The organism is Nocardioides sp. LS1, assembly GCF_003865225.1.
Taxonomy (GTDB): Bacteria; Actinomycetota; Actinomycetes; order Propionibacteriales; family Nocardioidaceae; genus Nocardioides; species Nocardioides ginsengisegetis.
Genome location: NZ_BIFF01000002.1, coordinates 610,566 through 635,929, shown reverse-complemented (window position 1 = coordinate 635,929; position 25,364 = coordinate 610,566). Strand labels below are relative to the sequence as shown.

Genomic DNA, 25,364 nt, shown 5'->3' with positions numbered 1-25,364 from the left:
TCATCTTTCGCAACGTGTCGTCACGGGTGACGAAAGCCGGTATTGTGTCGCGCCCTTGATTCGGGTACTGTTGCGCGTTGCGCCTGCCCTCAAATGCGAATCCGCCTGCCCGGTGGCTGATTTAGTGGTCGGTAGGCGATCTCCCCCGCAAGCGTTCCCGTCGAAGGACACCTCTTGGCCGCGCGCAGCACCACTGGTAACTCCCGCCGCATCTCTTTCGCAAAGATCAAGGAACCGCTCGAGGTTCCGCAGCTCCTCGCCCTCCAGACCAACAGCTTCGACTGGCTGATCGGCAACGACGCCTGGAACGAAGCGGTCGAGCGCCGCCGCGCCGACGGCGAGGACGTCTCCAGCAAGTCCGGTCTCCAGGAGATCTTCGAGGAGATCTCCCCGATCGAGGACTTCTCCGAGACGATGTCCCTCTCGTTCGAGAACCCGGTCTTCTACGACCCCAAGTACACCGTCGACGAGTGCAAGGAGAAGGACTTCACCTACTCCGCTCCGCTCTACGTCTCGGCGGAGTTCACCAACAACGACACCGGTGAGATCAAGGGCCAGACCGTGTTCATGGGCGACTTCCCGCTCATGACGCCCAAGGGCACCTTCGTCATCAACGGCACCGAGCGTGTCGTGGTGTCCCAGCTCGTCCGCTCGCCCGGTGTCTACTTCGAGCGCACGGCTGACAAGACCTCCGACAAGGACATCTACACCGCGAAGCTCATCCCCTCGCGTGGTGCCTGGCTGGAGTTCGAGATCGACAAGCGCGACATGGTCGGCGTGCGCCTCGACCGCAAGCGCAAGCAGAACGTCACGGTGCTGCTCAAGGCCCTCGGCTGGACCAACGAGCAGATCCGCGAGGAGTTCGGCCAGTACGAGTCGATGATGCTGACCCTGGAGAAGGACCACACCCAGGGTCAGGACGACGCGCTGCTCGACATCTACCGCAAGCTGCGTCCCGGCGAACCGCCCACGCGTGAGGCCGCCCAGACGCTGCTGAACAACTACTACTTCAACCCCAAGCGCTACGACCTGGCCAAGGTCGGTCGCTACAAGATCAACAAGAAGCTCGGTCTCCTCGAGGCGTTCGACCAGCAGACGCTGACCATCGACGACGTCGTCGCGGCGATCAAGTACATCGTGGCGCTGCACGACGGCCAGGAGCAGCTCGAGACGCCGCAGGGCACCCTCGACATCGCGGCCGACGACATCGACCACTTCGGCAACCGCCGCATGCGCACGGTCGGCGAGCTGATCCAGAACCAGCTCCGCACCGGTCTTGCCCGCATGGAGCGCGTGGTCCGCGAGCGGATGACGACCCAGGACGTCGAGGCCATCACGCCGCAGTCCCTGATCAACATCCGTCCCGTGGTCGCGGCGCTGAAGGAGTTCTTCGGCACCTCGCAGCTCTCGCAGTTCATGGACCAGACCAACCCGATCGCCGGCCTGACGCACAAGCGTCGCCTCTCGGCGCTGGGTCCCGGTGGTCTGTCCCGTGACCGCGCCGGCATGGAGGTCCGCGACGTCCACCCGTCGCACTACGGCCGCATGTGCCCCATCGAGACGCCCGAAGGCCCGAACATCGGTCTGATCGGCTCGCTGGCCTCCTACGGCCGGATCAACCCGTTCGGCTTCGTCGAGACCCCCTACCGCAAGGTCGAGAACGGCAAGGTCACCGACAAGATCGACTACCTCACCGCCGACGACGAGGACCGCTACGTCATCGCGCAGGCCAACGCGCCGCTCGACGACAAGAACCGCTTCGTGGAGGAGCGCGTCCTGGTCCGCCAGAAGCGTGGCGAGGTCGACGCGATCCTGCGTGAAGAGGTCGACTACATGGACGTCTCGCCGCGCCAGATGGTGTCGGTCGCGACGGCCCTGATCCCCTTCCTCGAGCACGACGACGCCAACCGTGCGCTCATGGGTGCCAACATGCAGCGCCAGGCCGTGCCGCTCATCACGAGCGACTCGCCCCTGGTCGGCACCGGCATGGAGTACCGCGCCGCCGTCGACGCCGGTGACGTGGTCGTCGCGACCAAGGCCGGTGTGGTCAAGGAGGTCTCCGCCGATCTCGTCGAGACCATGAACGACGACGGCACCTACTCGACGTACAAGCTGGCGAAGTTCCGTCGCTCCAACCAGGGCACCTGCATCAACCAGCGTCCGCTGGTCAGCGAGGGTGACCGCCTCGAGGTCGGCTCGCCGATCGCCGACGGCCCCTGCACCGACGACGCCGAGATGGCGCTGGGCACCAACCTCCTCGTGGCCTTCATGCCGTGGCAGGGCCACAACTACGAGGACGCCATCATCCTGAGCCAGCGCCTGGTCCAGGAGGACGTCCTCACCTCGATCCACATCGAGGAGCACGAGGTCGACGCCCGCGACACCAAGCTCGGCCCCGAGGAGATCACCCGGGACATCCCGAACGTCTCCGAGGAGATGCTGGCCGACCTCGACGAGCGCGGCATCATCCGCATCGGCGCCGAGGTCACCACCGGTGACATCCTCGTCGGCAAGGTCACGCCCAAGGGCGAGACCGAGCTGACCCCGGAGGAGCGCCTGCTCCGCGCGATCTTCGGTGAGAAGGCGCGCGAGGTCCGCGACACCTCCATGAAGGTGCCGCACGGTGAGTCCGGCACGGTCATCGGCGTCCGCGTGTTCGACCGCGAGGACGGCGACGAGCTGCCCCCGGGCGTCAACCAGCTGGTCCGCGTCTACGTCGCTCAGAAGCGCAAGATCTCCGTGGGTGACAAGCTCGCCGGCCGTCACGGCAACAAGGGCGTCATCGCGAAGATCCTGCCGATCGAGGACATGCCGTTCATGGAGGACGGCACCCCGGTCGACGTCGTGCTGAACCCGCTCGGTGTGCCGCGTCGTATGAACATCGGCCAGATCCTCGAGCTCCACCTCGGCTGGCTCGCCAAGCAGGGCTGGGACCTCAACCTCTCCGACGACAAGAACGACGCGGAGTGGAAGCAGCGCCTGATCAAGATCCACGCGGACAAGGCAGAGCCGAACACCAAGGTGGCGACGCCGGTGTTCGACGGTGCCCGCGAGGACGAGATCACCGGCCTGCTCGGCTCGACGATCCCCAACCGCGACGGCGTCCGGATGATCGACGAGACCGGCAAGGCGCACCTGTTCGACGGCCGCTCCGGCGAGCCGTTCCCGCAGCCCGTCTCGGTCGGCTACATGTACATCCTCAAGCTGCACCACCTCGTGGACGACAAGATCCACGCGCGCAGCACCGGCCCCTACTCGATGATCACGCAGCAGCCCCTGGGCGGTAAGGCCCAGTTCGGTGGCCAGCGGTTCGGCGAGATGGAGGTCTGGGCGATGGAGGCGTACGGCGCCGCCTACGCCCTGCAGGAGCTGCTGACGATCAAGTCCGACGACGTGCCCGGTCGCGTCAAGGTCTACGAGGCCATCGTCAAGGGTGAGAACATCCCCGACTCCGGCATCCCGGAGTCGTTCAAGGTGCTCATCAAGGAGATGCAGTCGCTCTGCCTCAACGTGGAGGTGCTGTCGCAGGACGGCACGGCCATCGAGATGCGCGACGCGGAGGAGGACGTCTTCCGTGCCGCCGAGGAGCTCGGCATCGACCTGTCCCGCCGCGAGCCCAGCTCCGTCGAAGAAGTCTGAGCGCACGGTCGGCGCGCCCTCCGGGGCGCGCCGGCCCCCTCAGTCCTCAGCCACACACAGAATTTCTAACGAAGGATTGCAGCCATCGTGCTCGACGTGAACTTCTTCGACCAGCTTCAGATCGGCCTGGCCACCGCGGACGACATCCGCACCTGGAGCCACGGTGAGGTCAAGAAGCCGGAGACCATCAACTACCGCACGCTCAAGCCGGAGCGTGACGGCCTCTTCTGCGAGAAGATCTTCGGTCCCACCCGGGACTGGGAGTGCTACTGCGGCAAGTACAAGCGAGTCCGCTTCAAGGGCATCATCTGCGAGCGCTGCGGCGTCGAGGTGACCCGGTCCAAGGTGCGCCGTGAGCGCATGGGCCACATCGAGCTCGCCGCGCCGGTCACCCACATCTGGTACTTCAAGGGTGTCCCCAGCCGCCTCGGCTACCTGCTCGACCTCGCCCCGAAGGACCTCGAGAAGGTCATCTACTTCGCGGCGTACATGATCACCTCCGTCGACGAGGACGCCCGCCACCGCGACCTGTCCTCGCTCGAGGGCAAGGTCGGCCTGGAGCGCGAGCGCCTCGAGAAGCGCCGCGACCAGTCCATCGAGGACCGCGCCCGCAAGCTCGAGGAGGACCTCGCCGCCCTCGAGGCCGAGGGTGCCAAGGCCGACCAGCGCCGCAAGGTCAAGGACGGCGCCGAGCGCGAGATGAAGCAGCTGCGTGACCGCGCGCAGCGCGAGATCGACCGCCTCGACGAGGTGTGGAACACCTTCAAGTCCCTCAAGGTCCAGGACCTCATGGGCGACGAGATGCTCTACCGCGAGATGAAGAACTGGTTCGGCAAGTACTTCGAGGGCCACATGGGCGCCACGGCGATCCAGAAGCGCCTCCAGGACTTCGACATCGAGGCCGAGGTGGAGTCGCTGCGCGACACCATCGCCAACGGCAAGGGCCAGAAGAAGGTCCGCGCCCTCAAGCGCCTCAAGGTCGTCGACGCGTTCCGCAAGACCGGCAACAAGCCGCAGGGCATGGTCCTCGACGCCGTCCCGGTCATCCCGCCGGACCTGCGCCCGATGGTGCAGCTCGACGGTGGCCGCTTCGCGACCTCGGACCTCAACGACCTGTACCGCCGCGTGATCAACCGGAACAACCGCCTCAAGCGGCTGCTCGACCTCGGTGCGCCGGAGATCATCGTCAACAACGAGAAGCGGATGCTCCAGGAGGCCGTCGACTCGCTGTTCGACAACGGCCGTCGTGGTCGCCCCGTCACCGGCCCGGGCAACCGGCCGCTGAAGTCGCTCTCCGACATGCTCAAGGGCAAGCAGGGTCGCTTCCGCCAGAACCTCCTCGGCAAGCGCGTGGACTACTCGGGCCGTTCGGTCATCGTGTCGGGTCCGCAGCTGAAGCTGCACCAGTGCGGTCTGCCCAAGCAGATGGCGCTGGAGCTCTTCAAGCCCTTCGTCATGAAGCGCCTCGTCGACCTCTCGCACGCGCAGAACATCAAGTCCGCCAAGCGGATGGTCGAGCGCGCGCGTCCGGTCGTGTGGGACGTCCTCGAAGAGGTCATCACCGAGCACCCGGTGCTGCTCAACCGTGCACCCACCCTGCACCGCCTCGGCATCCAGGCCTTCGAGCCGCAGCTGATCGAGGGCAAGGCCATCCAGATCCACCCGCTCGTCTGCTCGGCGTTCAACGCCGACTTCGACGGTGACCAGATGGCCGTCCACCTGCCGCTGTCCGCGGAGGCGCAGGCCGAGGCCCGCATCCTGATGCTGTCGACGAACAACATCCTGAAGCCGTCGGACGGTCGCCCCGTGACCATGCCGACCCAGGACATGATCATCGGCCTGTTCTTCCTCACCACCGACCGCGACGGCGAGCCGGGCGAGGGGCGTCACTTCTCCTCGCAGGCCGAGGCGATCATGGCGCTCGACAAGGGCGAGATCTCGCTGCAGAGCCAGATCAAGCTGCGCGTCGAGGGCGTCGTCCCGCCGCTCGAGCTCGAGCTCGGCGCGGACTGGGAGGAGGGCCAGTCGCTGACCCTCGACACCACCCTGGGCCGCTCGATCTTCAACGACACCCTGCCGGCCGACTACCCCTACGTGAACTACGAAGTGGGCAAGAAGGCCCTCGGCGCGATCGTCAACGACCTCGCCGAGCGCTACACCAAGGTCGAGGTCGCGGCGTCCCTGGACGCCCTGAAGGACGCCGGCTTCCACTGGGCCACCCGCTCGGGTGTCACGGTCTCGATCGACGACGTCACGACGCCGGAGAACAAGATCGAGATCCTCTCCGGCTACGAGAAGCAGGCCGAGAAGGTCCAGAAGCAGTTCGAGCGTGGTCTCGTCACCGACGAGGAGCGCCGCCAGGAGCTCATCGAGATCTGGACGCAGGCGTCGAACGACGTGGCCCAGGCCATGGAGAAGAACTTCGACCGCAAGAACCCGATCTTCATGATGGTCGACTCGGGTGCCTCCGGAAACATGATGCAGATCCGTCAGGTCGCGGCCATGCGTGGTCTGGTGGCCAACCCGAAGGGCGACATCATCCCGCGCCCGATCAAGGCGAACTTCCGTGAGGGCCTCTCGGTCCTGGAGTACTTCATCTCCACCCACGGTGCTCGCAAGGGTCTGGCCGACACCGCGCTCCGCACCGCCGACTCGGGCTACCTGACCCGTCGTCTGGTGGACGTCTCGCAGGACGTCATCATCCGTGAGGACGACTGCGGCACCGAGCGCGGTCTGCCCAAGCGGATCGGCGAGCGTCGTGAGGACGGCACGGTCGTCAAGCACGAGAACGCCGAGACCGCGGCGTACGCCCGTTCGGCGGCCACCGAGGTCACCCACCCCGAGACCGGCGACGTGCTGGTCGAGGCGGGCGGCGACCTGGGCGACGTCAAGATCGGCGAGCTCGTCGCGGCCGGCATCGAGGAGGTCAAGGTCCGCTCCGTGCTGACCTGTGACGCCAAGACCGGCACCTGCGCGAAGTGCTACGGCCGTTCGCTGGCGACCGGCAAGCTCGTCGACATCGGCGAGGCGGTCGGCATCATCGCCGCCCAGTCGATCGGTGAGCCCGGCACGCAGCTGACCATGCGTACCTTCCACACCGGTGGTGTGGCCTCCGCAGACGACATCACGCAGGGTCTGCCCCGCGTGGTCGAGCTCTTCGAGGCCCGCTCGCCCAAGGGTCGCTCGCCGATCTCCGAGGCCGCCGGCCGGGTGGAGATCGAGGAGACCGACAAGACCCGGAAGATCCTCATCACGCCCGACGACGGCTCCGAGGTGCAGGAGTACCCCGTCAGCAAGCGCTCGCGCCTGCTGGTCGCCGACGGCGAGCACATCGAGGTCGGCCAGATGCTGACGGTCGGTACCCCCGACCCGCAGGACGTCCTGCGCATCCTGGGTGTCCGCAAGGCGCAGGAGCACCTCGTCGACGAGGTGCAGAACGTCTACCGGTCGCAGGGTGTGTCCATCCACGACAAGCACATCGAGATCATCGTGCGGCAGATGCTGCGCCGGATCACGGTCATCGAGTCCGGCGAGACGAACCTGCTCCCGTCCGACCTCGTCGACCGCGTGCTGTTCGAGAAGGAGAACCGTCGCGTGGTCTCCGAGGGCGGCAAGCCGGCCTCGGGTCGCCCGGTCCTCATGGGCATCACCAAGGCCTCGCTCGCGACCGAGTCGTGGCTGTCGGCGGCCTCCTTCCAGGAGACCACCCGCGTCCTCACCGACGCGGCGATCCACGGCCGTTCGGACTCGCTGCGCGGTCTGAAGGAGAACGTCATCATCGGCAAGCTGATCCCGGCTGGCACCGGCCTCGAGCGGTACCGCAACATCCGGGTGGAGCCCACCGAGGAGGCCCGCGCCGCGGCGTACTCCGTGACGGGCTACGACTCCTACGACTACGAGTTCGGCAACGCCGGCTCCGGTCAGGCCGTCGCCCTGGACGACTTCGACTTCGGTTCCTACCAGAACTGAGCGCGAAGCACTGATCCACGCGAGACCCCCGTCGCCCGAAAGGGTGGCGGGGGTCTCGTCATGTCCGGGGTGCTGAGAGGATGGCGACCGTGAGTGGGATGCCTGCGGGGACCGATGTCCTGGTGGTGGGGGCCGGTCCGGCGGGGTCGGCGGCCGCGGCCTGGGCTGCGAAGGCCGGACTGGACGTGGTGCTGGCCGACGCGCAGGTCTTCCCGCGCGACAAGACGTGCGGTGACGGACTGACGCCGCGGGCGATCGGGGAGCTGCAGCGGCTGGGCCTGGAGGACTGGCTGCGCGCGCACACGGTCAACCGGGGCCTGCGCGCCCACGGGTTCGGGCAGACGCTCCTGCTGCCCTGGCCGGGCGGCACCCTGCCCGACTGGGGCTCGGCCGTGGCCCGCACCGAGCTGGACGACCACCTGCGCACGACGGCGATCAAGGCCGGCGCGCAGGCGGTCGACGGCGCCCGGGCGATCGACGTACGCCTCGAGGGCGGCCGGGTGGCCGCCGTGGTGTTCGAGCGGTCGGGCACGGGCGGCAAGACGATGTTCGAGGTGACCTGCAAGCGCCTGGTCGTGGCCGACGGGGTCCGCTCGCCGCTGGGCAAGCTGCTCGGACGGGAGTGGCACCGCGAGACGGTCTACGGCGTGGCCGGACGCTCCTACGTGCGCTCGGGCCTGAGCGACGACCCGTGGATCAGCTCCCACCTCGAGCTGCGCGGCCCCTCGACAGGCTCGGGGACCAAGGGCGAGATCCTGTCGGGCTACGGCTGGATCTTCCCGCTGGGCGACGGCGAGGTGAACCTCGGCGTCGGCACCCTGGCCACCGCCAAGCGGCCGGCGAACGTCGCGATCAAGCCGCTGATGAGCTACTACGCCGAGGAACGCCGTGAGGAGTTCGAGCTCGAGGGCGACCTGCGGGCGCCGACGTCGGCGCTGCTGCCGATGGGCGGTGCGGTCTCGAACGTCGCGGGGCCCAACTGGGCGCTGATCGGCGACGCCGCGGCGTGCGTGAACCCGCTCAACGGCGAGGGCATCGACTACGGCCTCGAGACCGGGCGGCTGGTCGCCGAGATGCTGTCCGAGGGGCGCGAGCTGGGCGCCGCCTGGCCGGCACTGCTGCGCGAGCACTACGGGGAGTCGTTCTCGATCGCGCGCCGGCTCGCCGGGCTGGTCACGGTGCCGCGACTGCTGCCCGCGCTGGGCCCGGCCGGCATGCGCTCGGACTGGCTGATGACGCTGGCGCTGCGCTGGATGGGCAACCTGGTCACCGACGAGGACCGGGATCGCTCGGCGCGGGTCTGGCGCTGGGCCGGCAAGCGCTCGATTGCCCGGGACGCGCGACCGCCCTTCGCCTAGGCGTGTCGCCCAAGTCGGCGCCGTCGCGAGCGTGGTTTCGCGCCGTATCTGGCAAGGCGGAGGTGCGAAGGCGGGACGGAGTCCCGTCGAGTCGCCGACAACGCCGCCAGATCGGATGCGAGACCACGCGCAGCAGGCGCACCGACTTGGGCGACACGCCTTAGGCTTCCCGCACGATGGCGAGCTGGTACGGAGTCACGATCGCGCTGGGCCGGGCCGCCATGTACGGGCTCGACATCACCACGCGCTGGCGGGGCGAGGAGCACCTTCCGACCAGCGGCCCGGTGCTGCTGGCGAGCAACCACGTCTCCTACCCCGACTTCCTCTTCATCGGCAGGGCCGCGCTGAGCCGGGACCGCTACGTGCGCTTCATGTGCCGCCACGACATCTGGAACGTGCCGGTCGTGCGCGACGCGATGACCTCGATGCGGCACATCCCCGTCGACAGGGAGGCCGCCGCAGCGGCGTACCTCCGGGCCCGCTCGCTGCTCGCCGAGGGCGAGGCGGTGTGCGGGTTCCCGGAGGCCGGGATCTCCTACAGCTACGCGGTGCGCTCGATGATGCCCGGTGTGGCCGCGCTGGCCCGGGAGACCGGGGTCCCGATCGTGCCCGTGGTCGTCTGGGGCAGCCAGCGGCTCGCGAGCGTGGGCCGGCGCGTCGACGGCAGGGAGCCGCGGCCCGACCTCCGGCGCGGGCGCACCGTCGACGTCCGCTTCGGCGAGCCGATCGCCGTGTCGCGCGACGCGGACCTGGTCGCCACGACCCGGGACCTGGGCGAGCGGCTCACCGGGATGCTGGAGTCGGTGCAGCGGCTTCCGGTGCACCGACCCCGCGCGGGGGAGTACGCCCCCTGGTATCCCGCGCACCTCGGGGGGCACGCGCCGGACCGCCGGGAGGCGCTGCTCTACGACGACGTGCCCCGCAGCGCGGTCAGGCCGACCTGGGGGCCGCCGCTGCCGGATCCGGCCCGGATAGGTTGAGCCCGTGGGCACCTACCCGAAGCGGCAGCGGGTCGCGGCGTACGCCGTCATCCTCCGCGAGGACCGGATCCTGCTGAGCCGCCTCGCGGAGCGGGTGACCAGCGAGGAGCTGTGGACCCTGCCCGGTGGCGGGCTGGACCACGGCGAGGACCCGCGCGAGGCGGTGGTCCGCGAGATCCACGAGGAGACCGGCCTCGACGCGCAGGTCGGCGAGACCGCGCACGTCTACTCCTTCCACCAGCCTCGGACCCGCCGGGACGGCCGCGGCGTCGATGCCCACTCGCTGCGCATCGTGTACGACGGGTGGGTGGCCTTGGACGCCCCCGAACCGCACGTGGTGGAGGTCGACGGGTCGACGTCGGAGGCGGCCTGGGTGAAGGTCGCGGACGTGCTGGACGGGACCGTGCCGGTCGTCGGGCTGGTCACCGAGGCGCTGGCCGACCACCGGCCGCACCGCAAGCAGCGGATCGCGGCGTACGCCCTGGTGACCCGCGAGGACACCGTGCTCCTCACCCGGATCTCGCCGCAGGGCTTCCACACCGGCGCCTGGACGTTGCCGGGCGGCGGCATCGACCACGGCGAGGCCCCCCGCGCCGCGCTCGAGCGCGAGGTGCTCGAGGAGTGCGGGGTGGCCTGCGCGGTCGGGGAGCTGCTCGACGTCCACGACCTGCACTTCGGCGGCACCGCTCCCTCGGGGCGGGACGAGGACTTCCACGGGGTGCACCTCCTCTTCGAGGGCACCGTCGCCGACGATGCCGAGCCGCGCGTGGTCGAGGTCGGCGGGACGACCGACGCGGTCGCGTGGGTGCCGCTCGCCGACGTCGCCTCGGGCGCCGTCGAGGTGCTGGACCTGGTCCGGCACGCCCTCGAGGTCCGCGCATCGCGACGGTCGGATCGCGGCTGACGGTGCTGTCCGGACCTCGTCGGCGGTCCCGGGGCCACCGCACGGCCCGTTAGGTTGGGGGCATGAGCGAGACGGTGTTCACCTACGCGGCTCCCGCGCTCAAGTTCGGGATCGGGGCCTCCGCCGAGGTCGGCCACGACCTCGTCCAGTACGGCGCCCGCCGGGTCCTGCTCGTCACGGACGCCGGCGTGGCCGCCACGGGCCACCCCGCGCGGATCGCCGAGCAGGTGGCGGCGCGCGGCGTGGAGGTCGTGACCTTCGACGGGGTGCGGGTCGAGCCGACCGACGACTCGATGCGGCTGGCCATCGACTTCGCCCGCGCGGAGGGCCCCTTCGACGCGATCCTCGCGGTCGGGGGCGGGTCGTCGATCGACACCGCCAAGGCCGTCAACCTGCTCACCACCAATCCCGGTGAGCTCATGGACTACATCAACGCGCCGGTCGGCAAGGCGCTCGCGCCGACGAAGCCGCTGCTGCCCCTCGTGGCCGTGCCGACGACCACCGGCACCGGCGCCGAGAGCACCACGATCTGCGTGCTGGACGTGCTCGCGCTCAAGGTCAAGACCGGCATCAGCCACGCGCGCCTGCGTCCGACCCTGGCCGTGGTCGACCCGGCACTCACCGTCAGCCAGCCGGCGCTGGTCACCGCGGCCTCCGGCATGGACATCCTGTGCCACGCGCTCGAGAGCTACACCGCCCGCTGGTTCGCCGACTTCGACGCCAAGCAGCCCGAGCAGCGGGTGCCCTACTGCGGCGCCAACCCGATCGCGGACATGTGGTCGGAGAAGGCACTGTCGTTGCTCGCCGGGGCGTTCCGCAGCGCGGTGCGGGAGGGCGGCGACCTGACGGGGGTGAGCGGGGCCCGGGAGCAGATGGCGATGGCCGCGACGTTCGCCGGGCTCGGCTTCGGCAACGCCGGCGTCCACATCCCGCACGCCAACGCCTACCCGATCGCGGGCCGGGTCCGCGACTACCGTCCGGCCGGCTACCCCGACGACGAGGCGATCGTGCCGCACGGCATGGCCGTCTCGCTGACCGCGCCCGAGGCCTTCCGCTTCACCTTCGAGGCCGCGCCCGAGCGGCACCTGCACGCCGCCCGGCTGCTCGACCCGGCCGCCGAGGGCGACGGCCCGGACGTGCTCCCGCGCGTCCTGAGCACCCTGATGCGCGACATCGGGATCCCCAACGGGCTGGCCGAGGTGGGCTTCGGCGACGCCGACGTGGACGACCTCGTCGAGGGCTCGCTCAAGCAGCAGCGGCTGCTCGCCACCGCACCCCGACCCGTGACCGACGACGACCTGGCCGCGGTCTTCCGCGGCTCGATGGAGCACTGGTGAACCACGCGCAGGACCTGGTCGGCGAGCTGCGCCGCCGCGGCGTCGACGACGTCTCCGACTCCACGCTCACCCGCGCGCTCTACTCCTCGGACGCCTCGCTCTACCGCGTCGTCCCCCAGGCGGTGGCCCGGCCCCGGCACGCCGACGAGCTGCTCGCGATCCTCGACGTCGCCCGCACCCTGCGCGTGCCGGTCACCATGCGCGGAGCCGGTACGTCGATCGCCGGCAACGCCGTCGGCCCCGGCATCGTGGTGGACACCCTCAAGCACCTCAACCACGTCCTCGCCATCGACCCGGAGACCCGCACCGCCCGCGTCCAGCCCGGGGTCGTGCACGCCGACCTCCAGCGCGCCGCCGCCCCGCACGGGCTGCGCTTCGGCCCGGACCCCTCGACGCACACCCGCTGCACGATCGGCGGGATGATCGGCAACAACGCGTGCGGCTCGCGGGCCCTGGGCTACGGCCGCACCGTCGACAACGTCGCGGGCATGCGGGTCGCCTTCGGGACCGGCGAGGTCGCCACCACCGGTCCCTTCACGGACGGGCCGGGCGCCGTCGGCGTCGGGCTGAACGACCTCGTCGACGGCCACCTCGGCCACGTCCGCACCGAGTTCGGCCGCTTCTCGCGGCAGGTCAGCGGCTACTCCCTCGAGCACCTGCTGCCCGAGCGGGGCCGTCGCCTCGACCGCTTCCTCGTCGGCTCCGAGGGCACCCTCGCGCTGGTCCTCGAGGCGACCGTCGACCTCGTCGTCGACGAGCCCGACCGGCTGCTCGTCGTGCTCGGCTACCCGTCGATGGCGGAGGCGGCCGACGCCGTACCCGCCCTGCTCGCCAGCGCCGGCACCCGGCTGATCGCCTGCGAGGGCCTCGACGCACGCATCGTCGACCTGGTCCGGGCCAAGGGCAACGCCGTCCCCGACCTGCCGCGCGGCGCCGGCTGGCTCTTCGCCGAGGTCGCGGGGGAGGGCGCCGACGCGATCGCCGCCCAGCTCGTGGCCGCCGCCGGTGCCCTGGAGAGCCGGGTCGTCTCCGACGCCGGCGAGTCCGCGGCGCTGTGGCGGATCCGCGAGGACGGCGCCGGCCTGGCCGCCCGCAGCCTCGCGAGCCCGGCCTACTCCGGCTGGGAGGACGCCGCCGTGCCCCCCGAGCACCTCGGCGCGTGGCTGCGCGACTTCGACGAGCTGCTCGCCGCGCACGACCTCGACGGGGTGCCCTACGGCCACTTCGGCGACGGCTGCGTGCACGTCCGCATCGACTTCCCCTTCGAGCACGGGGGCGACGAGGACCGCGGCCGCCGGGTCTTCCGCGACTTCCTGACCGCCTGCGCCCACAAGCTCCGCGACTACGGCGGCTCGCTGTCCGGTGAGCACGGCGACGGCCGTGCCCGGTCCGAGCTGCTCCCGCTGATGTACGACGCGGAGTCGCTGCGGCTGTTCGCGGCTGCCAAGGCGATCTGTGACCCCGACAACCTGCTCAACCCCGGCAACATCGTCGACCCCGCGCCGCTCGACGCCGACCTGCGTCCGGTCCGGCCGCGGCAGCGGGTCAGGCCCGGCCTGCAGTTCGTGCACGACGGCGGCGCGATGGGCAACGCCGTGCACCGCTGCACGGGCGTCGGCAAGTGCGTGGCTCCCAAGACGACCGGCGTCATGTGCCCCTCCTACCTCGCGACCCGTGACGAGAAGGACTCCACCCGCGGACGCTCGCGGGTGCTGCAGGAGGCCCTCGACGGCGAGCTCGTCGGTGGCCTGGCCGACCCGGCCGTGGGCGAGGCGCTGGACCTCTGCCTGGCCTGCAAGGGCTGCGCGTCGGACTGCCCCACGGGCGTCGACATGGCGACCTACAAGGCCGAGGCCCTGCACCAGCAGTACGCCGGCCGCCGCCGCCCCCGCAGCCACTACACGCTCGGGCGGCTGCCGCAGTGGGCGGCGCTGACCGCGCCCGTCGCGCCGCTCGCCAACCGGATGCTGAAGGTCAAGCCGTTCGCGGCCCTGGCCCGCGCCGCCGGGGGCATCGACCAGCGACGCTCCATCCCGGCGTTCGCGCCGACCACCCTGCGCAAGGGTCTCGACAAGCTCGACCACCGAGGGACCCCGGACGTGTGGATCTGGGCCGACTCGTTCACCGACCACTTCCTGCCCCAGTCCGGCCACGCCGCGATCCGGGTCCTGGAGGCGGCCGGCCTGACCGTGCGGGTCATCTCCGAGGACGCCTGCTGCGGCCTGACCTGGGTGACGACCGGCCAGCTCGACAAGGCCCGCTCGATCATGGAGCGAACCCTCGCCACGCTCGCGCCGTACGTCGCCAGCGGCGTCCCCGTCGTCGGCCTCGAGCCGTCCTGCCTGGCCACGCTGCGCAGCGACGCGGTCGAGCTGACCGCCGACCCCCGGGCGGCCCAGGTCGCCGGCGGGGTGCTGACCTTCGCCGAGCTGCTGACCCGGCTCGACTGGACGCCGCCGGACCTGACCGGCGTCGAGGTCGTCGCCCAGCCGCACTGCCACCAGAGCGCGATCCTGGGCTGGTCGGCCGATGAGGCGCTGCTGAAGCGGGCCGGCGCCACGGTCACCCGGGTGGCCGGCTGCTGCGGCCTCGCGGGCAACTTCGGCATGGAGAAGGGCCACTACGAGGTGTCGGTCGCGGTCGCCGAGACGCACCTGCTGCCCACGGTCCGCGCCCACCCCGACGCGGTGGTCCTCGCCGACGGGATGTCGTGCCGGGTCCAGCTCGACGACCTCGCGGGTGTGCCCGCGATGCACCTCGCCGAGCTGCTGGCTTCTAGACTCGACGCGTGAATCCCCGCCATCGCCGCCTCGTCATCCCGGTGGCCCTGGTGGCACTGCTCCTGCTCGTCATCATCGCCTCGGTGGTCAACAAGTGAGTGCTGAACCCCTCCTGCGTGTGCTCGCCAAGATGCGCGTCCACCTGCTCGACCCCGAGACGCTGGTCAAGGCCGTCGCCTCCGGGCGCCAGAAGGGCCAGCAGACCCGCTGGAAGCGCGTCGAGCTGCGCTACGTCGACCTCAAGGCCGGCCGCCACCTGCAGGTCACGGCGTACGACGAGACCCAGGCGCACACCTCCAACCACTCGGTGGGGGACGAGGCGCGGGACGCCGTCGACGGGCTGCTGGACGAGCCGTTCGCCAACTGGCACGTCGAGACCACGACCCAGAGCCACCAGGTCCGGGTGACCAAGAAGCTCGAGGCGATGCTGCACACCACCGAGCGCGCCGAGGAGGTCGAGGTCGACCGCGGCCACGACCGCGACAAGGAGCGGCTGCTCGCCGAGGACGACCCGGTCTTCCGGGCGATCGGGCTCACCGACGCACAGGGACGGCTGAAGCCGAGCCGGCAGGCGAAGTACCGCCAGGTCGAGGAGTTCCTGCGGCTGCTCGACGCCTCGGTCACCGAGGCGATGGCCAAGGGTCAGCTCCGCACGCCCACCGTCGACGAGCCGCTGCGGATCGTGGACCTCGGCTGCGGCAACGCCTACCTGACCTTCGCCGCCCAGCGCTTCCTGACCTCCGTCCGCGGGCTGCCCGTCGTCGTCACCGGCGTCGACGTGAAGGAGCAGTCCCGCGAGCACAACAGCAAGGTCGCCTCCGACCTCGGCGTGGACGCGCAGTTCGTCGTCGGCTCGATCTCCGGTGCCCAGCTCGACCGGGCGCCCGAGGTGGTGCTGGCCCTGCACGCCTGCGACACCGCCACCGACGAGGCGCTCGCCCGCGCCGTCGGGTGGGAGGCCCAGCTGGTGCTGGCCGCGCCGTGCTGCCACCACGACATCGCCGCGCAGCTCCGCAAGGCCCCGACCCCCGCCCCCTACGCCATGCTCACCCGCCACGGCATCCTCCGCGAGCGCCTCGCGGACACGCTCACCGACGGGCTGCGGGCCTCGCTGCTGCGGATCGAGGGCTACCGCGTCGACGTGGTGCAGTTCGTCGAGAGCCAGCACACCCCGCGCAACACCATGCTCCGGGCCGTCCGGACGGGGGCGCCGGTCAAGGGCGGCGGCGTGCGCAAGGAGTACGACGACCTCGTCGCCACCTGGGCGATCCGGCCGCGGCTGGCCGAGCTGCTCGCCGAGCTCCCGGGCCATGGCTGACCGGATCCTCGGCGTCCTGGCCGCGGTGCCGTTCCTGCTCGGGACGGTCTCCTCGTCCGGCACCCACGGCACGACGGCCTTCACGTTCGCCGACCCCGAGATCATCGAGTCCAGCGCGCTGGTCGTGCAGGACGGTCTGTTCCTGACCAGCAACGACTCGGGTGACTCCGGGCGCGTGTTCGCGGTCGACCCGGCCACCGGCCGCACCGTCGGGGTCACGCACTGGTCGCCGGACCCCGTCGACGTCGAGGCGCTCGCGCCGGCCGGGCCCGGCCACGTCTGGGTGGGCGACATCGGCGACAACGGCGAGGACCGCGACTCGGTCAGCATCACCCGCATCCCGGTCGGGGCCGCCGACGCGACGGTCGACGAGCCGGCGTACGAGCTGGTCTACCCGGACCGCGCCCACAACGCCGAGACGCTGCTGTCCGACCCGCGCACCGGCCGGGTCTACGTCGCGACCAAGGATGTCTTCGGCGGTCGGCTGTACGCCGTGCCGAAGCACCTCTCGGCCACCTCGCCCAACCGGCTGAGGGCCGTGGGGGACGTGCTGCCCATCGCGACCGACGGGGCGTTCTTCCCCGACGGCCGGCACCTCGTGCTGCGCGACTACTCGATGGCCGTCGTCTACGCCTTCCCCTCGATGGAGAAGGTCGGGGAGTTCCGGCTCCCGGTGCAGGACCAGGGCGAGGGGATCGCGGTCGACGCCCGCGGCACGCTCTTCGTCAGCTCCGAGGGCCAGCACGAGCCGGTGCTGCGGGTCTCGCTGCCGGCCGAGGTGCGTGACGCCCTCACGCCGCCGTCCGCGGCCACCGCACCGCCGTCACCCTCACCGGGGGTGCCCGACCGGTCCATCGGCATCCGGGTCGACGACCGGCCGGTCTGGCCGTGGCTGCTCACCGGCGGCATCGGCGTCGCCGCCCTGGTCGTGCTGCTGCGCTCGCTGCGGCCGCGCTGACCCTCCTGCGGGTGAGCCGCGACCTTGGTCGCGCTGGCTAGGCTCCCGGCCATGCCGCGGACCCGTCGCTCCTCGCCCGACCAGCCCGGCTGGACCCGTCGTCGTGCCGGCCGGGGCTTCGTCTACCTCGACGAGGACGGCGGCCGGCTCCCCGAGGAGCACGCCCAACGCGCGCGGGACCTGGTGATCCCGCCCGCGTGGGAGGACGTGTGGATCTGCCCGTGGCCCAACGGTCACCTCCAGGCCGTCGGCACCGATGACGCCGGGCGGCGTCAGTACCTCTACCACCCGGACTTCCGGGCCCGGCGGGACGCGGAAAAGTTCGACCGGATGCTGGAGTTCGGCAAGGGGCTGACCCGGGCGCGCGAGCTCGTCCTGACCGACCTCGGGCGCGAGGGGATGCCGCTGGAGCGGGCCTGCGCGGCCGCCGTACGCCTGCTGGACCTCGGCTACTTCCGGATCGGCAACGACGTCTACGCCGACACCAACGGCAGCTTCGGCCTGACCACGCTCGAGCGGCGCCACGTGCGACGCCGGCAGGACCGGCTGGTCTTCACGTTCACCGGCAAGTCCGGCGTCGACCACCGCATCGAGATCGACGACGCCGTGGTGATCGAGGCGATCGACATCATGCGGCGCCGGCGCGGGCAGGACCTGCGGCTGCTGTCCTACAAGGACGGGCGCTCCTGGCGGTCGATGCTGCCGGCGCTGGTCAACGAGTACGTCCGCGCGAGCACCGGACTCGAGGCCACCGCGAAGGACTTCCGGACCTGGCACGCGACCGTGCTGGCGGCCGCCGCCCTCGCGGAGACCGACGAGCCGGGGGAGACCCAGGCGTCCCGCAAGCGTGCGGTGTCGGGCGCGATGAAGGAGGTCGCGTCGTTCCTCGGCAACACGCCCACGCTGGCGCGGTCGTCGTACGTCGACCCGCGCGTGATCGAGGCCTACGAGCAGGGCCGGACGATCCGGGGCACCACCCGGCGGAGCCATGACACCCCCGACGCCCGGCAGGCGGCCCTCGAGCGCGCGACGCTGCGGCTGCTGACGGCGGCGTAGTCGCTCATCCGTCGCTGGCGCGCACCCGGTCGGCCCCGTGGGCGCTGTCGCGGTCCCGCCCGTGGTGGCCGTGCCAGTCGAGGCACAGGACCGTGGCGTCGTCGCTCAACGCCTGCCCGGTGGCCTCGAGCACCCGGTCGGCGAGCGCCCGGACCGCCTCGCGCGGGTGCAGTCCGCGGGTCTGCGCGATCTCGCGGGCGAGGTCGACGTCGACGGCGTTGCGCTCCAGCATGCCGTCGGTGACGAAGACGATGCGGTCGCCCGGCTCCAGGGTCAGCTGGTTGCCGTTGTAGGTGGTGCCGGGGAACAGGCCGAGGGGGAGGTCCACGGTCAGGTCGAGGGTGCGCACGTGCGGTCCGCGTGCGAGGTACGGCGCGACGTGGGCCGCGTTGACCAGCTCCATCGACCCCGTGCGCAGGTCGACGCGGCCGATCAGGCCGGTGACGAAGTCCTCGAGCCCGATCTGCTCGGCGTGCTCGGTCAGCGCAGCGTTGGTCGAGGTGACCTGCTCGAGGAGGGAAGCACCCTGGTTGCGCGCGTTGCGCAGGCTGCCCACGCACAGCGTGGCGGTGAGGGCTGCCGCGACGCCGTGTCCCATCGCGTCGGTGAGGGACAGGTGCAGCAGGTCGCGCGCCAGGCTGAAGTCGAAGGTGTCCCCGGCGATGCCCGCCGCCGGCTCCAGCCACCCCGCGAGCGTGAAGGACCCTGCTTCACACGTCTGGGGGCCGGGAAGCAGTCGGTGCTGGATCTCGGCGGACAGGCTCAAGGGACGGGTGCGCTGTCCCCACTCGTAGAGGTCGGTGTGGCGACGGTTGGCGATCACCACGAAGGCCAGCAGGTGGGCCAGCCTCGAGATCTCACCCACGTGTTCTTGTGAGGGCTCCTGGGGCAGCACGATCTCGAGGAGTCCGATGACCTCGCCACGCTCGGTCACCGGGGCCAGCACGCGCCACAGGCTCAGGTCCTCGGCCTCGGCCCCCGGCTGGCCGGGCGCCACCACCCGCACCTGCTGGGAGCGCACCGCCTGCTCGGCCGGTCCCCCGTCGAAGGGAAGGACCGTTGCTGACTCCTCGAGGGACCGGCGCTCGTTGCGCCCGAGCGGGTCGGGGGTCTCGGCCCCGTCGTCGGCCTCCAGCCGGACGTGGGCGAGCCGCACGAGGGCCCGCCCGGAGAGGTCGGCGATGAGGAAGGAGATCCTGGAGGCACCGAGGGCGAGTCCGAACTCACGCGTGACGGCCTCGACGGCCTCGACCGGGGACGCGGCCTCAGCCGCGTCGAGCACGCCCGCCACGATTCCCAGCCCTCCTGTCGGCCTCACCTTTCGCAGCATAGGGCCGGGGGTCGGGCTAGCGTCGGGTCCATGGAGATCACGGTGGTCCAGGGGGACATCACCCGCCAGCAGGTCGATGCCGTCGTGAACGCGGCCAACAACCGGATGCGCGGCGGGAGCGGTGTCGACGGCGCCATCCACCGGGCCGGAGGCCCGGCCGTGCTGGCCGACTGCGTCGCCCGCTTCCCGCACGGGCTGGCCACCGGCGACGCCGGCTGGACGACGGCGGGGGAGATGGCGGCCACGTGGGTGATCCACGTCGTCGGCCCCAACCGCACGGCCGGCCAGACCGACCGCGGCCTGCTCACGTCCTGCTACCGCCGCGCGCTGGAGGTCGCCGACGAGCTCGGCGCCGGATCGGTGGCGTTCCCGCTGGTCAGCGCCGGGGTCTACGGCTGGCCCAAGGACGACGCGATCGCCGCCGCCCTCGAGACGTTCCGGGCGGTCGACACCGCCGTGGCCGAGGCCCGGCTGGTGGCGTTCGACGGGGCGACGTACGAGCTGATGCTGGCGGCACTGGGCTGAGTCCTTGGCTGAGTTCTTGGGCCGGATGTGGCGCCCGCGCGCGTGGCCGACCGTCTCCCGGCGTCAAGGAACCTCGCTGCGCTCGGTCCGCTCCGCGGCGGCCTGCGGCCGTCCTTGACTCCGGGACCCGGACGGTCGGCCGAGCGGCGCGCTTGCCGGCACGGGCTTCGCCCGCGCCGCCCGCATGCGCGGGCGCCTTGAACGGTGGGCTGTGAACCGAATTGTTGCCGGTGGCGGCGGTAGTGGTGAGTCATCAACCGAACCACTGCGACGGAAGGTTCAAACCTCACCGCTGACCGGGGACGCCGTGCCAGGAACGGTTGACTCCTCACCGCTCCGGGCAGGGGCGCGTCAGCAGGCCGGTGGTGTGCGTGGTGTTCGATCCTGACAGTGGATCGGACCCGATGGGCGCCCAGAATCGAACAGAGCGCACACCAGCAGTTGAATGTCCTTGGTGTGCGCCTGGGGCGGGGAGGCGGCGCACCCCACCGGGACCCGCGCGCCGGGGTCAGGCGTGCTCCACCACGTAGTCGATGCAGGCGGTGAGTGCCTCGACGTCGGCGGGGTCGACGGCGGGGTACATCGAGATCCGCAGCTGGTTGCGCCCGAGCTTGCGGTAGGGCTCGGTGTCGACGACGCCGTTGGCGCGCAGCGTGGCCGCGACGGCGTCGGCCGAGATCGCCTCGTCGAAGTCGATGGTGCCGATCACGAGCGAGCGGTGGTCGGGGTCCGCGACGTACGGCGTGGTGTACGACGTCTTCTCGGCCCAGCCGTAGAGCGCGTCGGAGGAGGCGGTGGTCCGCTCGACCATGCCGGGCAGGCCCCCGGAGGCGTTCATCCAGTCGAGCTGCTCGGCCATCAGGAAGAGGGTCGCGACCGACGGGGTGTTGTAGGTCTGGTTCTTGCGCGAGTTGTCGATCGCGGTCGGGAGGTCGAAGAAGGCGGGGATGTGCCGCCCGCTGGCGGCGATCTCGTCGGCCCGGGCCAGGGCGGCCGGCGACATGATCGCGATCCAGATGCCGCCGTCGGAGGCGAAGCACTTCTGCGGAGCGAAGTAGTAGACGTCCGACTCGGTCAGGTCGACGGGCAGCCCGCCCGCGCCGGACGTCGCGTCGATCAGCACCAGCGCCTCGTCGGCGGAGGTGCCGGCGGGGCGGCGCACCGGTGCCATCACCGCGGTCGAGGTCTCGTTGTGGGCCCAGGCGTAGGCGTCGACGCCCTCCTCGGCCACGGCCACGGAGCGCGAGCCGGGGTCGGCCTTGAGCACCGACGGCTCGGCCAGCCACGGGGCGTCGGCGGCGGCCTTGGCGAACTTCGAGGTGAACTCGCCGAAGGACAGGTGCTGGCTCTTCTCCCGGATCAGGCCGAAGGTCGCCACGTCCCAGAACGCCGTCGCGCCTCCGTTGCCGAGCACGACCTCGTAGCCCTCGGGCAGGTCGAACAGCGACGCGAGCCCGTCCCGCACGCGGCCCACGAGGTCGCGGACCGGGGCCTGCCGGTGGGAGGTGCCCATCAGCGACGCGCCGGTCGCGGCGAGCGCGTCGAGGTGGCCGGTCTGGATCTTCGAGGGACCCGCGCCGAAACGCCCGTCGGCGGGGAGCAGGTCGGCGGGGATCGTCAGCACCCCCCTATTCTGGCACCCCGATTCGGGCCACCCCGGGAGGAGTCCAGATGCCCGTCACCCCGGCGCTGCTCGAGATCCGTCGCGTGGCCTACGGCCAGCCGGACGCGATGCGGCTGATCGACGAGGTCCAGGCGGAGTACGTCCAGCGCTACGGCGGCCCCGACGACACCCCCCTCGACCACGCGATGTTCGAGCCACCGCTGGGCAGCTTCTACGTCGCCTACGGCGACGGCGAGCCGGTTGCGACGGGCGCCTGGCGGCGTACGTCCGTGCGCGCGCTGGACGCGAGCGACGCCGCCGAGATCAAGCGGATGTACGTCGTGCCGTCGGCGCGTGGGGCGGGCGTGGCGCGCGCGGTGCTCGCCCACCTCGAGGCGACCGCGAGCGCGGCCGGCATCGACGTGCTGGTCCTCGAGACCGGCATGAAGCAGCCCGAGGCGATCGCGCTCTACACCTCCTCGGGCTACGAGCCGGTGCCCGGCTTCGGCTACTACAGGGACGAGCCGCTCTCCCGCTGCTTCGGGAAGCGGCTGACCACGAGGTAGCGCTCGTCGGTGATCTCCCGGCCCCAGTACGCCGGCTCCGGCAGCAGGGTCAGGTCTGCCTGGCGCCCGACGGAGGCGAGCAGCTCGACGGTCTCGCGCGCGGCCAGCCCGGCCCCGTTGAACCAGCGACCCTCGACCAGGAGCAGGCGGCCGCCCGGCGCGAGCAGCGCCTCCCAGCGCCGCAGCGCGTCGACGGGGTCGGGCAGCGCCCACAGCACGTGGCGGCACAGGACGACGTCGTAGGCGCCGGCCTCGAACGGCGGGGCCGAGGCGTCGCCCTCGACGTAGGAGACGTCGGTGCGCGAGCCGGCCTTGGTGCGGGCGAGGCGGACCATCTCGGGGGAGAGGTCGAGGCCGTCGACGCTCCACCCGGCGTCGGCGAGCAGCAGCGAGAGGGTGCCGGTGCCGCAGCCGAGGTCGGCGGCCCGGCCGGGGGCCTCGGGCAGGTTGCGCAGCAGCAGCTCGCGCCAGACCTGCCGCACGGCCGGGTCGCGCAGGCCGTGGTCGGGGGCCTCGTCGAAGGCCGCGGCCTCGGCGTCCCAGATGTCCCGCTGCTCGTCCAGGTCGTACTCGTCGGTCACATCACCATCCGATCACGGGCGCTCGGGTTCCCCGGACAGACGCGCACGGGCGACCTAGCCTCGATGGCTGTTCGACTCACTCGGGAGCCCCCTCATGACCACACTGCTCGGCCGCACCGTCCGCGTCCTGCTCGTCGCCCTCACCCTCGCCCTGGCCGCGCCGGCCGTCGCCGGCGCCTCGCCCGAGGACTACCCGCACTACCAGCCGCAGACGAAGTGCTCACCCAAGGCGAAGCCCGGCACCGTCTACCTCGGCCACTGGCTGGTGCGGAAGTACGGCGGGGCGTTCGGCGGGATCTCCCGGCCGTGCGGCTCGGGGGGCACGTCGGAGCACAAGGAGGGCCGGGCCTTCGACTGGTCCCTCGACGCCGGCAGCGACCACGACCGCGCCATCGCGAAGGCGTTCATGGAGCGAGTGCGCCGCACCGACTCCCACGGCAACACCGACGCGTGGGCGCGGCGGATGGGGATCATGTACTGGATCTGGTCGGACCACATGTACTCCGCGTGGGACGGCTACCGCGCCGAGCCCTACCTGAGCAGCAGCTGCAAGACCAGGACGAAGTGCTCCAAGACGCTGCGGCACCGCAACCACCTGCACATCTCGCTGACCCGCAAGGGCGGCAAGGGCCTGACCAGCTGGTTCGAGGGCCGGCTCGATCAGGGCTGACTCAGGTCTGGGCTGCTGCCCACTCAGCGCGGCTGATCTCGTAGAGCACCTCGCCCTGCTCCCAGCCCTGGACGGGCTCCTCCCACTCCTGGACCCAGGAGTCGGTGTGCCGCAGGCCGACGCGGGCGAGCACGGCACGGGAGGCGGTGTTGACCGCCATCGTCGAGGCGAGGACCCGCTCGACGCCCGGCACCCCGAACGCCTGGTCCACGGTCGCCCGCGCGCCCTCGGTGGCGAGGCCGCGGCCCCACGCCGCGCGGCGCAGGCGGTAGCCCAGGCCCGCGACGGAGGGGTCGGCGGCGAACGACGAGGCCGACCACCAGCCGACGAACTCCCCGGCGGACCCGTCGCCGGTGAAGCCGACCCAGTAGCCCAGCCCGCGGGCGACGTCGCTCTGCGGGCCGCGCCGCTGGTCCCACTCGACGAGTGTCTCCTCGGGCGTGGCCGCCCGCCCCCGGATGAACGCCATCACCTCCGGGTCGGCGTTCAGCGCGACCAGGAAGGCGAGGTGCTCGTCCGCGACCGGGACCAGCGTCAGGCGGTCGGTGTGCAGCGTGGGGAGGTCGGGGCTCAGCCCGCCCACTCGGCCTTCCACCCGGTGACCTCGTCGGCCTTGCGCGCCGCCGGCCCGGTGTAGATGGCCGACGGGCGGATCAGCCGGCCGGTCTTCTTCTGCTCCAGGATGTGGGCCGACCAGCCGCCCGTGCGGGCGCAGGTGAACATCGAGGTGAACATGTTGGCCGGCACCTCGGCGAAGTCCAGGACGATGGCCGCCCAGAACTCCACGTTGGTCTCGAGCACGCGGTCGGGACGGCGCTCGCGGAGCTCGGCCAGCGCGGCCTGCTCGAGCGCCTCGGCGACCTCGTAGCGCGGGGCGTTGAGCTCGCGCGCCGTACGGCGGAGGACGCGGGCGCGCGGGTCCTCGGCGCGGTAGACGCGGTGGCCGAAGCCCATCAGTCGCTCGCCCTTGTCGAGCAGCCCCTTGACGTACGCCGTGGCGTCGCCGGTCTCCTCGACGTCGGCGATCATCCCGAGCACGCGCGACGGGGCGCCGCCGTGGAGCGGGCCGCTCATCGCGCCGATCGCGCCGGAGAAGGCCGCGGCGACGTCGGCGCCGGTGCTGGTGATGACGCGGGCGGTGAACGTCGAAGCGTTCATGCCGTGCTCGGCGGCGGAGGACCAGTAGGCGTCGATCGCCTGGACGTGGAGGGGGTTGGCCTCGCCCTTCCAGCGGATCATGAAGCGCTCGGCGAGCGTGTGGCCCTGGTCGACCTCGCTCTGGGGGACGATCGGCTGGCCGAGGCCGCGGGCCGCCTGGGCGGCGTACGAGAGGACCATGACCGCGACCCGGCTCAGGTCGAGGCGGGCCTGTTCGTCGGAGATGTCGTAGGTCTGCTTCATGCCGAGCATCGGCGCGAGCATGGCCACGCCGGCCTGGACGTCGGCGCGGACGTCGCCGGTGTGGATCGGGATGTTGTAGGGCTCGGCGGGCGGCAGGCCGGGCTGGTACTCGCCGTCGATGAGGAGGCCCCAGACGTTCTCGAACGGCACGCGGCCGACGATGTCCTCGATGTCGACGCCGCGGTAGCGGAGGGCGGAGCCCTCCTTGTCGGGCTCGGCGATCTCCGTCTCGAACGCAACGACACCTTCGAGTCCGTGGTGTACCTCAGTCATGCGCGCGCGACTCCTTGATCTCGGGGCGTCGAGCGGAGGGTTACCGCTCGGGAACATGTGCCGCAGGCATTCTGCACCCGCAGGCGCCCGAGCGACAGGATCGGGTCGGTAGCGTC

18 protein-coding genes are annotated in these 25,364 nt (G+C 71.4%); 13 read left to right on the top strand and 5 right to left on the bottom strand.

Features of this window, described 5'->3' with window-relative positions; genetic code table 11:
- Positions 1-174 precede the first annotated feature (174 nt).
- From rpoB to EJF31_RS07800, 10 genes are all read left to right on the top strand, one after another.
- Positions 175-3,639: a DNA-directed RNA polymerase subunit beta gene (gene rpoB, locus EJF31_RS07845; protein ID WP_125036530.1), complete on the top strand. Its 3,465-nt coding sequence runs from the start codon at positions 175-177 to the stop codon at positions 3,637-3,639.
- An 87-nt stretch (positions 3,640-3,726) separates the two neighbouring features.
- A complete protein-coding gene (locus tag EJF31_RS07840) occupies positions 3,727-7,608 on the top strand; it encodes a DNA-directed RNA polymerase subunit beta' (protein WP_125036529.1) in 3,882 nt (1,293 codons plus the stop codon).
- 80 nt (positions 7,609-7,688) lie between these two features.
- Positions 7,689-8,966 (top strand): geranylgeranyl reductase family protein, encoded by a 1,278-nt coding sequence (locus tag EJF31_RS07835; protein WP_307718970.1) that lies wholly within the window; start codon positions 7,689-7,691, stop codon positions 8,964-8,966.
- Positions 8,967-9,142: 176 nt separating this feature from the next.
- Positions 9,143-9,946, top strand: coding sequence for a 1-acyl-sn-glycerol-3-phosphate acyltransferase (locus EJF31_RS07830; protein WP_125036528.1), 804 nt, complete (start codon positions 9,143-9,145; stop codon positions 9,944-9,946).
- 4 nt (positions 9,947-9,950) lie between these two features.
- Positions 9,951-10,850 carry an NUDIX domain-containing protein gene (locus EJF31_RS07825; RefSeq protein ID WP_125036527.1) on the top strand — a complete coding sequence of 300 codons (900 nt, stop codon included), beginning with the start codon at positions 9,951-9,953 and terminating at the stop codon, positions 10,848-10,850.
- Positions 10,851-10,912: 62 nt separating this feature from the next.
- A complete protein-coding gene (locus EJF31_RS07820; protein WP_125036526.1) occupies positions 10,913-12,187 on the top strand; it encodes a hydroxyacid-oxoacid transhydrogenase in 1,275 nt (424 codons plus the stop codon).
- A complete protein-coding gene (locus EJF31_RS07815; protein ID WP_373994693.1) occupies positions 12,184-14,979 on the top strand; it encodes an FAD-binding and (Fe-S)-binding domain-containing protein in 2,796 nt (931 codons plus the stop codon). Before EJF31_RS07820 ends, EJF31_RS07815 begins: the two co-directional genes overlap by 4 nt.
- A gap of 82 nt (positions 14,980-15,061) precedes the next feature.
- Entirely contained in the window at positions 15,062-16,285 is a 1,224-nt protein-coding gene (locus tag EJF31_RS07810; RefSeq protein ID WP_307718969.1) for an SAM-dependent methyltransferase, read from the top strand.
- Positions 16,278-17,243, top strand: coding sequence for a hypothetical protein (locus EJF31_RS07805; RefSeq protein ID WP_125036525.1), 966 nt, complete (start codon positions 16,278-16,280; stop codon positions 17,241-17,243). Before EJF31_RS07810 ends, EJF31_RS07805 begins: the two co-directional genes overlap by 8 nt.
- A gap of 51 nt (positions 17,244-17,294) precedes the next feature.
- Positions 17,295-18,299 carry a DNA topoisomerase IB gene (locus tag EJF31_RS07800; RefSeq protein ID WP_125036524.1) on the top strand — a complete coding sequence of 335 codons (1,005 nt, stop codon included), beginning with the start codon at positions 17,295-17,297 and terminating at the stop codon, positions 18,297-18,299.
- Positions 18,300-18,303: 4 nt separating this feature from the next.
- Here EJF31_RS07800 and EJF31_RS07795 read toward each other — a convergent pair whose 3' ends face one another.
- The gene (locus EJF31_RS07795) at positions 18,304-19,617 is read right to left on the bottom strand and encodes a PP2C family protein-serine/threonine phosphatase (protein ID WP_221767497.1); all 1,314 of its coding nucleotides are present in this window, start codon (positions 19,615-19,617) and stop codon (positions 18,304-18,306) included.
- 42 nt (positions 19,618-19,659) lie between these two features.
- Between EJF31_RS07795 and EJF31_RS07790 the strand changes: the two genes are divergently transcribed.
- Positions 19,660-20,154 carry a macro domain-containing protein gene (locus EJF31_RS07790; RefSeq protein ID WP_125036522.1) on the top strand — a complete coding sequence of 165 codons (495 nt, stop codon included), beginning with the start codon at positions 19,660-19,662 and terminating at the stop codon, positions 20,152-20,154.
- A gap of 508 nt (positions 20,155-20,662) precedes the next feature.
- Here EJF31_RS07790 and serC read toward each other — a convergent pair.
- The gene (gene serC, locus EJF31_RS07785; RefSeq protein WP_221767562.1) at positions 20,663-21,775 is read right to left on the bottom strand and encodes a phosphoserine transaminase; all 1,113 of its coding nucleotides are present in this window, start codon (positions 21,773-21,775) and stop codon (positions 20,663-20,665) included.
- Between the two features lie 50 nt (positions 21,776-21,825).
- Here serC and EJF31_RS07780 point away from each other — a divergent pair, with 50 nt between their 5' ends.
- Positions 21,826-22,323 carry a GNAT family N-acetyltransferase gene (locus tag EJF31_RS07780; protein ID WP_125036520.1) on the top strand — a complete coding sequence of 166 codons (498 nt, stop codon included), beginning with the start codon at positions 21,826-21,828 and terminating at the stop codon, positions 22,321-22,323.
- On the opposite strand, the gene EJF31_RS07775 is transcribed toward EJF31_RS07780, so the two are convergent.
- The gene (locus EJF31_RS07775; RefSeq protein ID WP_221767496.1) at positions 22,269-22,904 is read right to left on the bottom strand and encodes a class I SAM-dependent methyltransferase; all 636 of its coding nucleotides are present in this window, start codon (positions 22,902-22,904) and stop codon (positions 22,269-22,271) included. The genes EJF31_RS07780 and EJF31_RS07775 overlap by 55 nt on opposite strands.
- Positions 22,905-22,998: 94 nt before the next feature.
- Between EJF31_RS07775 and EJF31_RS07770 the strand changes: the two genes are divergently transcribed.
- Positions 22,999-23,574: a hypothetical protein gene (locus tag EJF31_RS07770; RefSeq protein WP_125036519.1), complete on the top strand. Its 576-nt coding sequence runs from the start codon at positions 22,999-23,001 to the stop codon at positions 23,572-23,574.
- Between the two features lies 1 nt (position 23,575).
- Here EJF31_RS07770 and EJF31_RS07765 read toward each other — a convergent pair whose 3' ends face one another.
- Both EJF31_RS07765 and EJF31_RS07760 read right to left on the bottom strand, forming a co-directional pair.
- Positions 23,576-24,169, bottom strand: coding sequence for a GNAT family N-acetyltransferase (locus EJF31_RS07765; protein WP_221767495.1), 594 nt, complete (start codon positions 24,167-24,169; stop codon positions 23,576-23,578).
- Complete coding sequence (locus EJF31_RS07760) at positions 24,145-25,248, bottom strand: citrate synthase 2 (RefSeq protein ID WP_125036518.1); 1,104 nt, start codon at positions 25,246-25,248, stop codon at positions 24,145-24,147. Before EJF31_RS07760 ends, EJF31_RS07765 begins: the two co-directional genes overlap by 25 nt.
- Positions 25,249-25,364 lie beyond the last annotated feature (116 nt).